Below are 15,796 nucleotides of genomic sequence, written 5' to 3'. Positions count from 1 at the left end.
TCCCCCTCTATTTCACTTTGACCTTTTCCATTTCTTCTATGATTTGCTTTTTAGAAAGTTCACCAGTATGCTTTGTTTTTATTTCACCATCTTTATCAACTGTTATCGTAGTTGGTAATGGATTGATACCGTATGCATCTGTAACTAAATTATCGTTATCCATCGCAACTGTGAAAGTTGGTGATTCTTTTAATGAACTTAAATATTGTTTGATTTGTTGAGGATTATTTCTGACATGTATCGCAACGACTTCAACACCTTTGTCTTTGTAGTTTTGATATTGTCTTTCTAACTCAGGCATTTCACGTTTACAAGGTTCACACCAAGTCCCCCAAAAGTTAATTAAAACACCTTTCCCACGTAAATCTTTTAAATTAACTTTTTTCCCATCAATCGTTTGGAGTTCGAAAAGTGGCGCATCATCTCCAACTTGCGCTACTTTATCCTTATCTTTCGTAAGACTGGACCATACTGTAAATACAATTGCAATTAAAATAATTGCCGTTATAACAATTTGGAGTACAGTCTTCTGTTTTTTCTTCATTTAAAATCCTCCCTAACACAATAAAAAAACCATACATATGCAATGTTATGGTGTTTTGTCTAGTATATCATGACTATAAAGCAGATTAGTGGCATTATTGTGAACGTTTACAGATTATTTACCATCTTGTGCCAAATGTCTTAAAACTTTGATTTCATGAGGTGATAACGTTCTGCCCTGTCCAGCATTTAAGCCTTTTAAATTAAGTGGACCATATTCTACTCTCGTAAGTTTAACGACTTCATGACCAAAATGACTAAACATTCTTCTAACTTGTCTATTTCTACCTTCTGTAATTGTAATCTCCACATGTGTTACATTACGCTCTCTGTCTTGACTTTTTACTTTTACAATTGCAGGTTGTGTCAATCCATCTTCTAGCTGTATACCTTTTTCTAATTGTTTAACTTCTTCTCTTAGTAAATAGCCTTTTAATTTTGCTACATATTTCTTTTGAATTTTATAACGAGGATGCGTCATTAAGTTTGTAAACTCACCATCATTCGTTAAAATTAATAAACCTGATGTATCATAATCTAATCTACCAACTGGGAAAATTCTCGTCTTAATATCTTTAAAATAATCCGTTACAACCGCTCTTCCTTTATCGTCAGATACACTTGTAATTACTTTTGTTGGTTTATGGAATAGAATATATAGTTTATCCGGCATTTCTAATGGAATACCTTCTACTTCGATATAATCAGAATCTTTCACTTTAGTGCCAAGTTCTGTCACTTGTTTATGATTAACATATACAAGCCCTTCTTCGATTAATTTTTCTGCTTTTCTACGTGACGTATAGCCACTTTTCGCAATAACTTTTTGTAATCTCTCTAATTCTTCACTCATTATGATTGCTCCTCATTGTTTTGTTTTTCGTTCATGCTACTAAAAAACAAATCCATTTCTTCTTGTTCATTTTCTTCATTTGTTGATTTCGGTAATTCGTCTAAAGAAGTCAGTCCAAATACATTTAAAAAGTAATCTGTCGTATATAATAATTGGCTTCTAGATTGATCGTTATGTTTCGATTCAACGACACCTTTCGCAATTAAAGTCTTAACAGAAGCATCTGAATTTACACCACGAATCACTTCTATATCACTTCTCGTAACAGGTTGATTATATGCAATAATAGATAATGTTTCTAACGCAGCTTGTGATAATTTAGTATTCATATTATCTATCATTAATTTTTCTAGATATTGATGCATAATTGGCTTTGCTGTAAGAATGCATTTATTACCGTAAAAAATAATTTGTAATGTTTCGCGATCATATTCATTTGCTAAATCTTTTAATTGTGATGGCGTTAATTCTAATAACTCACATAACTGATTAACTTCAATGCCTTCATCACCTAATGAATATAATAATCCTTCTAATAATCCTAATTTACTCACTGACATAATTCACGCCTCGATTTATAGTTATTTCTCCAAATTGATATTGTTGGAATACATCAATTTGTCTTAATTTCATCATTTCCAATATTGCTAAGAACAACGTCACTAATACATTCGTAGATAAATCAGATGGCAATGTCTCGAAAAATTTATAACTCTTATGTTCGGCAAGTCGTGCTTGTATTGAAGCAGTTGCCATTTCAATCGTATAACTATCTTCGTTAACGGTAACATTCTGTGGTTTATTAAATCTCTGTCTACGTTTAGTACGTTGGTATGCAATAATTAAATCCGTCATATCTAAATCTAAAGGTGCACGTTTGTCATGAACGGCTTCAAATTTGGATAAATCTGCTGGCTTTTTGATGAATATTTGTTCTCTGTCTTGTTTTTTATGATTTAATAATTCAGCATATTCTTTATAATTTTGGTATTCGATTAATTGTCTAACTAAATCGTCCCTTGGATCATCTTCAAATTCATCAATATCTGATGGTTGTGTAGGTAGTAATAATTTACTTTTGATCATCAATAACTCAGATGCCATCACTAAATATTCACTCGCTACATTTATTTCTAATATTTTCATTTGATGTATATAACTTAAGTATTGCTCGGTTAGTTCCTTCATTGGAATATCATAAATATCTATTTCGTATTTTTGTATTAAATGAAGTAATAAATCCAAAGGTCCTTCAAAGGCATCAAGTTTTACTTCATACATTTAAAACTTCCTCATTTCTATTCCTTTTACGTGCATAAACCTAAAAATTATTATACCATGATTACGTATAAATATTCTATGCTGAGAGGGATTTTAAATGGAAACACAAATAATGTCATTTCACTATCATTTCCATGTCTTAAGACATTATTTTGAATGTCACGATATATTAGAAGATCATTGGAAAGATCAAACTCAATTTAGTAAACATGATGCAATTGTAAGTTTAATATTGTTCTCTACGGCGTGTTACCACTATAGACGTGATAATACGAAAGGCGCGCTAAAAACTTATAAAAAAGCACTACAAATTGCTGAATTAAATGATGACTTTAGCCATTTAGGTATTGAAAAAGCATCTTTTCAATCTTTAATTCATTCACAAATCATGCGCATTGAGCAAGGTCATCCTTATGAAAATATTCAACTCCCTTTAACAGATGCAAGCTATCGTGCTTTAGAAAGTACTTTTGATGATTTTGAATTTAACTATAATACAGATGTATCAGATTATATTAAACATTATCATCTACTAAGAGATCGTACTGAAGTGATAGAAAGTCGTATTTCAGCATATAAGCAACGTCACGCTAGACAATAAATAACCAATAAATAAGACCCCAAGCAACAGCAAATGTTAATAAAATTGCTAAAGTGACATATTTTTTTGATTCATTTTGTTGTTGTTTATTGTTCTTCATTTTTCTTCTCCTTCTTGGCTCTAGGGTGATACGTTAAATACATCTCACGTATTTGTTTTTTAGAGATGTGTGTGTAAAGTTGTGTTGTAGAAATGTCGGAATGTCCGAGCATTTCTTGCACTGCCCTCAAGTCCGCACCATTTTCAAGCAAATGCGTCGCAAAAGAATGCCTTAAAGTATGAGGTGTTAAAGTTTTCGTTATCCCTTTTTCTAAGCCGATTTTTTTTAATATTTTCCAAAATCCTTGTCGCGTTAAAGCTGTGCCACGTGCATTTAAGAATAATATATCTGTAACATGTTTCTTCAATAAATTTGGACGAACTTCCTGGATGTAGTTTCTTAATATGCCCATTAAATGTTCACCAAGCGGTACGATTCGTTCTTTATTTCCTTTACCAAACACTCTAATAAATCCCATCGTCAAATTGACGTCTTCTACATTTAATTGAATCAATTCACTTACACGAACGCCCGTACCATATAAAAGTTCAAGCATCGTTCGGTCTCGTTCATCTCTAGGATTTGTAATATGTGTAAATGTTAAGAGTTGATTCACTTCATCTTCACTCAATACATCTGGAAGTTTCTGTTCGTATTTAGGTGTTTCAATCAATATGGTTGGATCTTTAACGGCGTATTTTTCTCTAATCGCAAATTGATGAAAGCTTCTAATCGTCGCTGCAAGTCTCGCAATTGTTTTAGCTGACTTTCCTTCTTGTTTAAGATGCGCAAAATATTTTTGTATCACAATACGATCAATATTGTCTATATGACTAATTTTATGTTCAGTTATGTATTGGTTATATTGTTTTAAATCTCTTTGATACGATTGGATTGTATTTTGACTCAAACCTTTTTCTAATCTTATAAAATCTATAAACTCCTTTATGATTTGTTCCATGAATTCACCTCATTGTTGTCATTATTTTACCATAAAAAAAGACATCACTAAAATCAGTATAAAACTTCATTTAGTAACGTCCATTATAGATTTATTCTTCGTGACATCTATGACAAATACCATGAAAAGTTAATCGATGGTCTAAAATTTTAAAGTTAAATTCTTTTTCAACACGACGTTCTACGTCTTCTAATAAATCTTCTTCGATTTCATCAACTGCGCCACATTCCATGCATACCATATGGTGGTGAAAATGTTTTGCCCCTTCTTTTCTTAAATCGAATCTAGCAACACCATCGCCAAAGTTTATTTTGTCGACTACTTTTAATTCTGCTAATAGTTCTAACGTACGATAGACAGTTGCGAGACCAATCTCAGGTGCCTTATCTTTAACTTTTAGGTAAACGTCCTCTGCACTTAAATGATCGGCTTCATTCTCAAGTAACACTCTAACTGTCGCTTCTCTTTGCGGAGTTAGTTTGTAGGAAGCTTTGTGTAATTGTTCTTTCACACGTTGTATGCGTTCTTCCAACTTGACACCTTCTTTCTAAAAAATAATCATTATCAATTAGTAATGTATTCGTATACTAAAATACCAATAATCTTCTCAAAAAGCAAGAAAAAATATCTTTTTATTTAGAATGATTATAATTTAATAATAAGTATTGGAAGGCTATCATTGTTTTGGCATCTTCAATTTTATGTTCTGATAATAATGACTGTATTTGATCGATTGGAATTTTAGTTAAATTTAAGAATTCATCTTCATCTAAATTCACTTTTCCTTCTTTTAAATCTTTCGCGATATAAATACTTACTTTCTCGTTACAGAAGCCTGGACATCCATATACTTCACCGATGAGTTCGAGTTTATCTGCAACGTATCCTGTTTCTTCTTCTAATTCTCTCAGTGCAGCTGACTCTCGTTCCTCCCCTATTTCTAATTTACCAGCAGGAATTTCGATTAATGTCTTTTCCATTGCTTTTCTATATTGTTCCACCACTAATACTTCATTTTCTGGTGTTATAGCTAATACAGATACTGCACCATTATGTAATACGACTTCGCGTTCGCTCGTTTGGCCATCTGGAAGTGTAACTTGATGTTTTTCTAGCTTAATTATACGACCATCATATATCGTTTCTTTCGAAATCGTTTCTTCAGTTAGTTTCATTATAAGTGTGCCTCTTTTCATTAAAATAATTTATCTGGTAAACTTAATAAATAAAGTGTAGCGAAAGGAGCTTCAATATGCAAAAGAATACATTGAAAAGTGGCATTGAAATTTCAGAAGTCGGATTAGGTTGTATGAGTCTAGGAACTGATATCAACCATGCAGAAACAATTGTTGATGAAGCAATCAAACAAGGTATCACATATTTTGATACAGCTGATTTATATGATTATGGTGAAAATGAAAAAATCGTAGGACAACTTTTGAAAAAATATCAAGATCAACAAGATATTGTCATTGGATCAAAAGTCGGTAATCATTTTGATAAAGATAAACAAGAACACTTTTGGGATCCTTCTAAAGAACACATTATGAAAAGCATTAAAGAATCATTACAAAGATTGGATCTTGAACAATTAGATTTATATATGTTACATGGCGGTACGATTGAAGATAACAAAGATGAAACAATAGAAGCATTCGAAAGATTAAAAGAACAAGGTCTTATAAAAGCATATGGTATTTCGTCAATTAGACCTAATGTGATCGATTATTACTTGAAAAACAGCAACATTGAAACAATTATGATGCAATTTAGTATTTTAGATAATCGCCCTGAAAGTCTTATTGAAAAAATTAACGAACATGGTGTCAAAATATTAGCGAGAGGTCCAGTTTCTAAAGGTTTATTAACTCATAAATCAAACGAAGTATTAGATCGTAAATTTAAAGATGGCTTACTAGAATATAATTATAATGATTTATCGGATACCATTTCTCAACTGAATAAAGAATATGATGACTTATCAAGTGTTACATTTAATTATTTGAAATCATTTGACGCACTTGGATCTATTATTACAGGTGCAAGTTCACCAGAGCAATTAGCTGAGAGTATCCAAAGTTATAATGGAACATTATCAGAAGCTCAAATTAAGCACGCTCGTTCAATCGTAAAAAATATTGAATACACAAATCACTTAGTTTAAAAAAATAGAGTCTGGGAGAAGATTAATTTTCCCAGACTCTATTTATATCTTTTTACTCAAAAAACTTTGTTTAAATAATTTTTCAAATGTACGAGGTGCCAATTGATAAAATCTCAATCCTAAATCCATCCATTTTGGTTCGTTTATTTCTATTTTTCTTTTAATCATACTTTTAACAATTTGTTCACTTAAATCTTCTACATTAAGTTGTATTTGAGATGTGAGCTTTTCAAAGTGGCCTGAAGGGTCTGCTTTAGCATGAAATTGTGATTTGAAAGGACCTGGATTGACATTAAGTACATGTAAATCTTCGCGTTCAAGTCTTAAAGCATTTGTGAAACTACTCAAAGCTGCTTTTGACGCTGCATAATGGCTACCATATGGCGTTGTTACTTTAGAAGAAATAGATGATATATTAACGATTGATGCCCCTCTTTTTAAATAAGGTAATATACGGTTCAAAAGAATAATTAAATTGACGAGATTCGTATGATAAATGTCCTTAATTTCCTCATTCGTATGTGCCTCGTTAGATTTAAAGTAACCAAACCCAGCATTATTAATAATCCCATCATACATATTGTTCTGTGCAAGATTAAATTGTTCGACTTGCGCAGTGTCATTCATATCTAATATAAATACTTCTTTAATATTTTTATAGGTCGTCATTAAATGATTGGCTTTATCCTTATTTCTTACAATTATAGAAACGTAAGCACCATGATTATTCAATGATTGTATCAAGCTCTCCCCTAGTGAACCTGTGGCACCAGTTAATAAATAATGTTTACCGATCATTTAACTCATCCTTTATTCATTGTTATGTATAATGTATCATAACACTTCAAAAAAACTAAATACGATACAAGTAATTTTGACATAAGATTATATTTCTTTATAATTAAAATGAATTCATATGGAAGTGAGTGATTTTATTATGAAAATTGTGTTTTATGGATCTGGTAATATGGCAAACGCGATATTCACTGGAATTGTTAACAGTAAGTCGATTGAACCTGAAAATATTTATTTAACAAATAAGTCGAACCAAGAAGCATTGGAAAGTTATCATGAAGCTTTAGGCGTTAGCTATAGTTATGATGATGAAGAATTGTTGAAAGATGCAGATTATGTATTCTTAAGTACAAAACCTTATGATTTCTTAAAATTAGCTGAACGCATTAAACCTTTCATAACGAGTGATAATAAATTCATTTCAATTATGGCTGGTTTACCGATTAGTTATATTAGAGATAATTTACAAGTCGATAATCCAATTGCTAGAATTATGCCGAATACGAATGCGCACGTTGGGCATTCAGTAACGGGGATTAGTTTCTCTACAAACTTCGATCCTAATTCTAAGCAAGAAGTATTAACGCTTATTGAAGCTTTCGGTACAGCATTAGAAGTTAAAGAAGATCATTTACATCAAGTGACAGCTATTACTGGTAGTGGACCTGCATTCTTATATCATGTATTTGAACAATATGTAAATGCTGGTACTAAATTAGGCATTGAACAATCTCAAGTTGAAGAGTCTATTAAAGAGTTAATTATTGGTACTGGTAAAATGATCGAACGCTCTGATTTAAAAATGGATCAATTACGAAAAAATATTACGTCTAAAGGTGGTACAACGCAAGCTGGTTTAAATGCGTTAAGTAACCATGACATAGAAGCTATTTTCTTAGATTGTTTAAACGCAGCTGTTAAGAGAAGTATCGAACTTGCAGAAGCGGATGAAGATTAATTGAATAAGTTACAAAAAACATCTCATCTTAAAATACATATAAGATGAGATGTTTTTTAGATTTGAAATTGGTCATAATCTTTTACAAATTTAAAGTCATAATTTACAGCTGAACGTAATGTGGCTTCAACTGTTTGAATATCTTCTAATTCATATCGATTAGATAAATGTGTGAATAGACCTTTTTTTACATTAACATCAGTCATTAATTGAAAGACATCTTCAATATGACTATGATAATAAGAATTTGCTAATTTTTTATCGCCTTCGATATACGTTGTTTCATGAACAATAACATCTGCATCTTGTGCAAGGATATGTTCATTTTGACATGGCATCGTATCACCAAAGATTGTAATCACTTTCCCCTTTTTCTTTGGACCTTTGAAATCTTTAGATTGATAAGTTTGATTTTCGTATTCAAAAGTTTCGTTTGCTTTTACTTCTTGATATTTTGGTCCAGGTTCAATACCGATTCCTTTAAGTTTTTCAACATCAAGCTTCCCTTCAATATCAGGTGCTGTAATGCGATAACCGACAGATAATATACCATGTTTTAAAGGTAAAGCTTTAATATGAAAGCCATCAATATTAAGTTCGGTTTCTGTGTTGAATTCATTTACAGTTATCGGATAATTTAAATTTGATTGAGAAATTTCTAATGCCGTTTGTATAAACTTTGCTATACCTTTAGGGCCAATTATTGTTAAAGGTTTATCTTTACCACCTTGGAAGGAACGACTTGTTAATAATCCAGGTAATCCAAATATATGATCACCATGTAAGTGCGTAATAAATATATGACTTATTTTGCCAAGTTTGATGCCAGTATGTAATATTCGATGTTGAGTTGCTTCACCAACATCAAATAACCATAGTTGATTGACATGAGGTAGGCAATTAAAGGCAATTGATTGTGTATTTCTTTCTTTAGTCGGTAATCCGGCGCTTGTGCCTAAAAATGTGAGTTCCATCGTCTTCCTCCTTACGTTATTATTATAACATGTATCGTACAATGATTTATAAAAATACATAAAAATGATGATGATTATACAACTTACTGAATAAATTGAAAATTTAACAGTTCAAATGGAAGAATATCAATCACTAACATGTTATAATAATTAATATTGTAAATTGTGAAAAAGTTAGAGAATCGAGGTAAATAAATGACAACCGAAACTAGAAATATTCCATGCTTAATTACAATATTTGGGGCTACAGGTGATTTAAGTCACCGTAAATTATTCCCATCTATTTTTCATTTATATCAACAAAATCAATTAGACGAGCACATCGCAATAATTGGTGTTGGTCGAAGAGATTGGACTACTGAAAAGTTCAGAAATGAAATTAAAGCTTCAGTAGAGAAACATGTACAGAATACAGACAAGTTAGATGAATTTATGGAACATGTATTTTATCAATCGCACGATGTTAGTGACCCTTCTAGTTATGAAGAATTATTAGCTTTTTCAAATGAGTTAAATGAACAATATCAATTAGAAGGTAATCGATTATTTTATTTAGCAATGGCACCTCAATTCTTTGGAACTGTTACAGATTTCTTAAAATCTTCAGGTCTAACAGATACTGACGGTTTCAAACGTTTAATTATTGAAAAACCTTTCGGCACAGATTTAGCATCTGCTGAAGAATTAAATGAACAAATTAGACGTTCATTTAAAGAAGAAGAAATTTACAGAATCGACCATTATTTAGGTAAAGATATGGTACAGAATATCGAAGTGTTAAGATTTGCGAATGCGATGTTCGAACCATTATGGAATAATAAATATATTTCTAATATTCAAGTAACATCATCTGAAATATTAGGTGTAGAAGATCGTGGTGGATACTATGAAAATAGTGGCGCATTAAAAGATATGTTCCAAAACCATATGTTACAAATGGTTGCTTTATTAGCAATGGAACCACCTATTAGTTTAAACAGTGAAGATGTTAGAAATGAAAAAGTAAAAGTATTGCGTTCAATTAGAGCTTTAGATGAGTCTGAAGTTAAACAGAACTTTGTTAGAGGACAATATGATAAAGGTCAAATTGAAGGCGAAGAAGTTAAAAGCTATAGAGAAGAAGATAAAGTAGCAGATGACTCTAATACCCCTACTTTCGTTGCAGGTAAAGTATTGATAGATAATTTCAGATGGGCTGGCGTACCATTCTTTATTAGAACTGGTAAAAGAATGAAGAAAAAAGGTATTCAAGTAGTTGTTGAATTCAAAGAAGTACCAATGAATTTATATTATCAACGTGATTCAGAATTAGAATCTAATTTACTTGTCATTAATATTCAACCTAATGAAGGTCTTTCACTACATTTAAATGCTAAAAAACAAGTTCAAGGTATAGAAACAGAACCTGTTCAATTATCATACGCAATGAGTGCACAAGATAAAATGAATACAGTTGATGCATATGAGAACTTAATCTTCGACTGTCTTAAAGGTGATTCAACAAACTTTACGCATTGGGAAGAATTAAAAGCAACATGGAAATATGTAGATGTGATACAAAATGTGTGGGACAACGATAAAGCACCGTTCCCTAATTATAGAGCGGGTACTAATGGACCGATTAAGAGTCAATTATTATTGTCTATTGATGGATTTAAATGGTGGGACGATATTAATTAATCTTTCTGCCAACAGGAGTGACTGAACATTGGAAGTAATTAAAGATTTACAAAGAGCAATTGTGTACATTGAAGATCATCTATTGAGCGATATCGATTTACAAACTTTGAGCGATCACGTTGAAATGTCCCCTTTTCACTTGAATCAATCATTTACGATGGTTATTGGTATGACGCCTCTTGAATATCAACTTGCTAGAAGAATGACTGAAGCGGCGTTTGATATTTTAAGTGGTCATTCACGTATTTTAGATATCGCCTTAAAGTATGGATACAGAGATGCACATGCATTCGCTCATGATTTTAATGCATATCATGGCATAAGTCCGCTACAAACGAAGACACATCAATCTATGCTTAAAATTAAAAAAAGAGTCTCTATTAAATTAACTTCTACAGAAACAGAACCGTTAAATTATTCATTACAATACAAAGATGATTTAAAGTTAGTAGGAAAGAATCATCATTATCATTCAAATGAACTAGATAATCATTTTTTAATACCTGACTTATTAGAAATGTTATTAGAGAATAATTACATAGAAGACTTTATTAAATATAATGATGTTAAACCTAATCAACTATTCGTTATTCGAAGACCACTTGTAGATGGACTCGAAGTATTTGTAGGTGTTCCTAGTGAAAGATATCCAGGTCATTTAGATAATTACTATTTACCTGGACATCATTTTGCGACGTTTAATTTACAAGGTGAATTAGATTTTGTAGTGAGTGAAGCTTGGCACCATATTGAAAATCAATGGCAACTTAAAATGCCTTATTTACATGATGATTTTTATGTTGAGGTTTACCCTCTTGATGTTAATTTTGATCAAGAAACTTCTAAAGTACAACTTTGGATTCCTATTGATCATAAAAGAATGAATTAAAAAACAACCCGCTATCTCTTGGAGATAACGGGTTGTCTTGTTATATCAAATTATTTAGTCCATTCAGTATGGAAAATACCTTCTTTGTCTTTACGTTCATAAGTATGCGCACCAAAGTAATCGCGTTGTGCTTGAATTAAGTTGGCAGGTAAATCTTCTGAACGGTAACTATCAAAGTAATTGATTGCTGAAGAGAAACCAGGTGTTGCAATTCCTGCTTTGATTGCAGTCGCTGATACTTCTCTTAATGAACCTTGATATTTTGCAACGATATCGTTGAAGTAAGGATCTAATAATAAGTTTGTTAATGATGAATCATTATCGTAAGCGTCTTTGATTTTTTGTAAGAATTGCGCACGGATGATACAACCCTCTCTCCAAATCATAGCTAACTCACCTAATTTTAAGTTCCAGTTGTTTGTTTCACTAGCAGTTTTCATTTGAGCAAATCCTTGTGCATAACTACAGATTTTACTCATATAAAGTGCTTGTCTGATTTGTTCTAAGAATGCATCTTTGTCACCATCAAATTCAGTTACTTCTGGATTAAACGCTGTGCTTGCTTTAACTCTTTCATCTTTGAATGAAGAAATAAATCTAGCAAATACAGACTCAGTAATAATTGTTAATGGAATACCTAATTCTAAAGCATTAATTGAAGTCCATTTACCAGTACCTTTTTGTCCAGCTTTATCCATAATTTTTTCAACTAATGGTGTACCATCTTCGTCTAATTTATTAAAGATTTCGCCTGTGATTTCAATTAAATAACTTTCTAATTCACCAGCGTTCCATGATTTAAACGTTTCAGCTATTTCTTTATGATCCATGTGTAATACACGTTTCATTAAGTCATAACTTTCTGCGATTAATTGCATATCTGCGTATTCAATACCGTTATGCACCATTTTTACATAGTGACCAGCACCGTCTGGACCAACATATGTTACACATGGAGAACCATCGCTTGCTTTTGCAGAAATGCTTTCTAAAATTGGAGCTACCAATTCATAAGCTTCTTTCTGACCACCAGGCATAATTGAAGGACCAGTTAAAGCACCTTCTTCTCCACCTGAAACACCTGTTCCAATGAAGTTTATTCCACTTTCATCTAAGTATTGATTTCTACGAATCGTATCTAAATAGTTAGTGTTTCCGCCATCGATTAGGATGTCGCCTTTATCTAATAATGGTAATAAGCTATCGATTGTTTTATCTGTTGCTTCACCAGCTTTTACCATAAGTAAAATCTTTCTTGGTTTTTCTAATGAATCTACAAACTCTTCGATTGAATAGTTTGGATGTATATTTTTACCTTGTGATTCTTCAACCATTTGGTCGACTTTCTCTTTTGAACGGTTATACACTGAAACTGAGTAACCACGTGATTCAATATTCCAAGCTAAGTTTTTACCCATTACAGCTAAACCAACTACACCTATTTGTTGTGTCATGAAATTAACCTCACTTTTTTTCATTTTCTAGTACATTTTAACATAGTTTGAATACGTTTTTCGTCTATAAAGTCTTTAATTTCAAATGAATACGTTTACATACTGAATTTTTATGCAAGTTCAGCAATTGCAACGATTTGTTCTGTAATTTTTTGTAATTCTTCAACTGGCATACGTTCATTTGTTGTATGAATATATTCATATCCAACACCTAAAATAACAGTAGGAATTCCGAATCCACTAATAACATTTCCGTCAGATCCGCCACCTAGTTTTACAAGGTCTGCTTTACGTCCAATTTTTTCAGAAGATTTAACGGCTAATTGAACAACGTCGTCTTCTTCAGTTAAATTAAAGCTTGGGTACATAATTTGTACATTAACTTCTGCACTACATCCGAATTCTTCAGCAGTTTTCTCGAATGCTTCTTTCATATGTGTTACTTGTTGGTTCATTTTTTCATCATCTAAAGATCTTGCTTCTGCTAAAATATATACATGATCACTTACGATATTTGTTGCTGTTCCACCTTCGAATCTACCGATATTAGCAGTTGTTTCTTCATCGATACGCCCTAAGTTCATATGACTAACAGCTTTAGCAGCAATATTAATAGCAGAAACACCTTTTTCAGGTTCTAATCCAGCGTGTGCTGTTTTACCTTTAATAATAGCCTCTATTTTAGCTTGTGTAGGAGCTGCTACAACTGTTGTACCTACTTTACCAGGCGCATCAATAGCAAAACCATATTTCGCTTGAATATCATCAGGATTTAAAGCTTTAGCACCAACTAAACCAGATTCTTCACCTACTGTAATGATAAATTCGATATCACCATGTTGAATATTGTTATCTTTAATAACTTGAATAGCTTCTAAAATTGCAGCTAAACCAGCTTTATCATCAGAACCTAAGATTGTTTCACCTTTAGAATAAATGTAACCATCTTCACGTAATTCTGGTTCAATATTATTACCAGGCGTAACAGTATCCATATGGCTTGTAAAATAAATCGGCGTCTTGCTAGAATCTTCACCTTTTAATTTACAAATTAAATTACCAGCACCATAACCAGTTTCACTTTGAGAGTCATCCTCTTTAACATCTAAACCTAAATCCGTAAACTTTTGCTTTAATAAATCAGCAATCTTTCTTTCATTTTTAGATTCAGAATCTACCTTTACAAGTTCCATAAAAGTATTTAATAATCTTTCTTCATTAATCATGATTGTCCCTCTTTTCATTTATTTAAATATCTCATAATCTAGTGTATAATAGTTGATAAATATATACAAAACTAATGTTTAAAGAGAGGGTTATCATGGGAAATAAGAATGTACGTAAAATCATAATCATCGTAATGTTAGTAGCTATAGTAGCTGCACTTGTATTATCAGGTATCTTACCATTCCTATTAAATTAATAATATAATTCAAAAGCGCTAGCTCATGATGAGTAGCGCTTTTTTTGGGTGAGAGATACAAATTTTAATTAGGTATTATTAGAATATGTGGAACTGGTGAGTTAAAGACAATATTAACTCACGAGATTAGAAAAGATGTGAGTTAAAGGCAAAGTAAACTCACATCTCCCCACTATATACACAAAAAACGCAATGCCGTATAGCATTGCGTTTTTACTTCTTAAGGCTACCGAATTGTGATTTGATTAGTAAGTATTCTTCTACTTCGTTTAATAGTTGAAATAGTGCTGCGATACTTTCTAATTCTTGATGTGATTTTGGTAGCTCGATAGACTGTAATTTTATTTTAATGTCATATAGGTTATGCAATCTCATAAGAGAGTAATCGTTACCTTGTACGTTTTGTGATACTTCTAATAACAATTGACTACATAAATGATGTGCATGATGACTGTGTTGCATGGATTCGATTAATTTTTTCATTCTTTTTAATAAAGTTAATTGTTCTTCTCTCATATCAAAATAATGATAGTAAGAGTTTTCATTTCTCACAAAATGATTTTTAACTTCTCTAAATGCTAATGATTTAGCTTTTCTAATATTTTCTGAAACGATATCGAATGAAGGTACATTAATTTTTTTATTTGGATCTTGTAAGCATTGACTATAAATAAAGGTTATTAATATAAAGTCGTCTTCTATTTTGCGTTTATAATTGTTAAGTTTATAATCTAAACTTGGCATAAACATATTCATGATTAAAGCAATACCAATACCAATTATAAGTAATAAAATTTCATTTATGACAACATTCATATCTATCGTTTTAGCCATATACAGATGAAGTATAATAACACAGCTTGTTACAATTCCTTCTTGCACACCAATCATGACTGTTACGGGTATAAATAAAAGCACCATAATACCAAGAATAATAGGCGTACTTCCTAAATAAGTGAAAAATACTGAACCTATCAAAATTGCAATAAAACACGCTACAAATCTATATATTGCAGCTTCAAATGATTTAACTCTTGTATCCTTAATACATAATACAACAAGAATAGCACTGGATGCATAATTATCTAAGCCGATTAACCTAGAAAGGATGACAGCTAATGTCATCCCTAGGGCAGTTTTTAATGTTCTATATCCTATTCTGTACGGTTTTATTTGCATA

Annotated in this window: 18 protein-coding genes; 6 read left to right on the top strand and 12 right to left on the bottom strand. The window is 31.6% G+C overall.

Features of this window, described 5'->3' with window-relative positions:
• Window positions 1-7 precede the first annotated feature (7 nt).
• From resA to LQ686_RS05305, 4 genes are all read right to left on the bottom strand, one after another.
• Window positions 8-544 carry a thiol-disulfide oxidoreductase ResA gene (gene resA, locus LQ686_RS05320; RefSeq protein WP_107565208.1) on the bottom strand — a complete coding sequence of 179 codons (537 nt, stop codon included), beginning with the start codon at window positions 542-544 and terminating at the stop codon, window positions 8-10.
• A gap of 114 nt (window positions 545-658) precedes the next feature.
• Window positions 659-1,396, bottom strand: coding sequence for a pseudouridine synthase (locus LQ686_RS05315; RefSeq protein ID WP_025907054.1), 738 nt, complete (start codon window positions 1,394-1,396; stop codon window positions 659-661).
• Window positions 1,396-1,956, bottom strand: a complete 561-nt coding sequence (gene scpB / locus LQ686_RS05310; protein WP_037588190.1) for an SMC-Scp complex subunit ScpB — start codon at window positions 1,954-1,956, stop codon at window positions 1,396-1,398. The genes LQ686_RS05315 and scpB overlap by 1 nt, the downstream gene beginning before the upstream one ends.
• On the bottom strand, window positions 1,943-2,677 hold the full coding sequence (locus tag LQ686_RS05305) for a segregation and condensation protein A (protein ID WP_103362137.1): 735 nt from the start codon (window positions 2,675-2,677) through the stop codon (window positions 1,943-1,945). The genes scpB and LQ686_RS05305 overlap by 14 nt, the downstream gene beginning before the upstream one ends.
• Window positions 2,678-2,774: 97 nt before the next feature.
• Between LQ686_RS05305 and LQ686_RS05300 the strand changes: the two genes are divergently transcribed.
• Window positions 2,775-3,278 carry a DUF309 domain-containing protein gene (locus LQ686_RS05300; RefSeq protein ID WP_107572749.1) on the top strand — a complete coding sequence of 168 codons (504 nt, stop codon included), beginning with the start codon at window positions 2,775-2,777 and terminating at the stop codon, window positions 3,276-3,278.
• Between the two features lie 86 nt (window positions 3,279-3,364).
• Here the strand turns inward: LQ686_RS05300 and xerD are convergent, their stop codons facing one another.
• The 3 genes from xerD to LQ686_RS05285 form a co-directional block, all read right to left on the bottom strand.
• A complete protein-coding gene (gene xerD / locus LQ686_RS05295) occupies window positions 3,365-4,279 on the bottom strand; it encodes a site-specific tyrosine recombinase XerD (protein ID WP_107565206.1) in 915 nt (304 codons plus the stop codon).
• A gap of 91 nt (window positions 4,280-4,370) precedes the next feature.
• Window positions 4,371-4,811: a ferric iron uptake transcriptional regulator gene (gene fur / locus LQ686_RS05290; RefSeq protein WP_025907044.1), complete on the bottom strand. Its 441-nt coding sequence runs from the start codon at window positions 4,809-4,811 to the stop codon at window positions 4,371-4,373.
• Between the two features lie 100 nt (window positions 4,812-4,911).
• Window positions 4,912-5,454: an NUDIX hydrolase gene (locus tag LQ686_RS05285; RefSeq protein WP_107565205.1), complete on the bottom strand. Its 543-nt coding sequence runs from the start codon at window positions 5,452-5,454 to the stop codon at window positions 4,912-4,914.
• A gap of 77 nt (window positions 5,455-5,531) precedes the next feature.
• Here LQ686_RS05285 and LQ686_RS05280 point away from each other — a divergent pair, with 77 nt between their 5' ends.
• Window positions 5,532-6,443 (top strand): aldo/keto reductase, encoded by a 912-nt coding sequence (locus tag LQ686_RS05280; protein WP_103362134.1) that lies wholly within the window; start codon window positions 5,532-5,534, stop codon window positions 6,441-6,443.
• Between the two features lie 42 nt (window positions 6,444-6,485).
• Here the strand turns inward: LQ686_RS05280 and LQ686_RS05275 are convergent, their stop codons facing one another.
• Entirely contained in the window at window positions 6,486-7,241 is a 756-nt protein-coding gene (locus LQ686_RS05275) for an SDR family NAD(P)-dependent oxidoreductase (RefSeq protein WP_103362133.1), read from the bottom strand.
• Window positions 7,242-7,380: 139 nt separating this feature from the next.
• Here LQ686_RS05275 and proC point away from each other — a divergent pair, with 139 nt between their 5' ends.
• Window positions 7,381-8,196, top strand: coding sequence for a pyrroline-5-carboxylate reductase (gene proC / locus LQ686_RS05270; RefSeq protein WP_025907039.1), 816 nt, complete (start codon window positions 7,381-7,383; stop codon window positions 8,194-8,196).
• A 56-nt stretch (window positions 8,197-8,252) separates the two neighbouring features.
• On the opposite strand, the gene rnz is transcribed toward proC, so the two are convergent.
• Window positions 8,253-9,170, bottom strand: coding sequence for a ribonuclease Z (rnz, locus tag LQ686_RS05265; RefSeq protein WP_119594015.1), 918 nt, complete (start codon window positions 9,168-9,170; stop codon window positions 8,253-8,255).
• 195 nt (window positions 9,171-9,365) lie between these two features.
• Between rnz and zwf the strand changes: the two genes are divergently transcribed.
• Both zwf and LQ686_RS05255 read left to right on the top strand, forming a co-directional pair.
• Window positions 9,366-10,850: a glucose-6-phosphate dehydrogenase gene (gene zwf, locus LQ686_RS05260; RefSeq protein ID WP_025907035.1), complete on the top strand. Its 1,485-nt coding sequence runs from the start codon at window positions 9,366-9,368 to the stop codon at window positions 10,848-10,850.
• A gap of 28 nt (window positions 10,851-10,878) precedes the next feature.
• Window positions 10,879-11,739, top strand: a complete 861-nt coding sequence (locus LQ686_RS05255; protein ID WP_107572748.1) for an effector binding domain-containing protein — start codon at window positions 10,879-10,881, stop codon at window positions 11,737-11,739.
• A gap of 50 nt (window positions 11,740-11,789) precedes the next feature.
• On the opposite strand, the gene gndA is transcribed toward LQ686_RS05255, so the two are convergent.
• Both gndA and LQ686_RS05245 read right to left on the bottom strand, forming a co-directional pair.
• Entirely contained in the window at window positions 11,790-13,193 is a 1,404-nt protein-coding gene (gene gndA, locus LQ686_RS05250; protein WP_037588204.1) for an NADP-dependent phosphogluconate dehydrogenase, read from the bottom strand.
• Between the two features lie 110 nt (window positions 13,194-13,303).
• Complete coding sequence (locus LQ686_RS05245; RefSeq protein ID WP_103362130.1) at window positions 13,304-14,419, bottom strand: M20/M25/M40 family metallo-hydrolase; 1,116 nt, start codon at window positions 14,417-14,419, stop codon at window positions 13,304-13,306.
• Between the two features lie 95 nt (window positions 14,420-14,514).
• Here LQ686_RS05245 and prli42 point away from each other — a divergent pair, with 95 nt between their 5' ends.
• Window positions 14,515-14,616 (top strand): stressosome-associated protein Prli42, encoded by a 102-nt coding sequence (gene prli42, locus LQ686_RS05240; protein WP_150527395.1) that lies wholly within the window; start codon window positions 14,515-14,517, stop codon window positions 14,614-14,616.
• A 213-nt stretch (window positions 14,617-14,829) separates the two neighbouring features.
• Here the strand turns inward: prli42 and LQ686_RS05235 are convergent, their stop codons facing one another.
• Window positions 14,830-15,795, bottom strand: coding sequence for an aromatic acid exporter family protein (locus LQ686_RS05235; protein WP_103362029.1), 966 nt, complete (start codon window positions 15,793-15,795; stop codon window positions 14,830-14,832).
• Window position 15,796 lies beyond the last annotated feature (1 nt).

Source organism: Mammaliicoccus sp. J-M41 (assembly GCF_022385935.1).
Classification (GTDB): Bacteria; Bacillota; Bacilli; order Staphylococcales; family Staphylococcaceae; genus Mammaliicoccus; species Mammaliicoccus sciuri_A.
The sequence above is the reverse complement of the archived record's forward strand: the minus strand, read 5'-3'. Positions and strand labels throughout refer to the sequence as shown.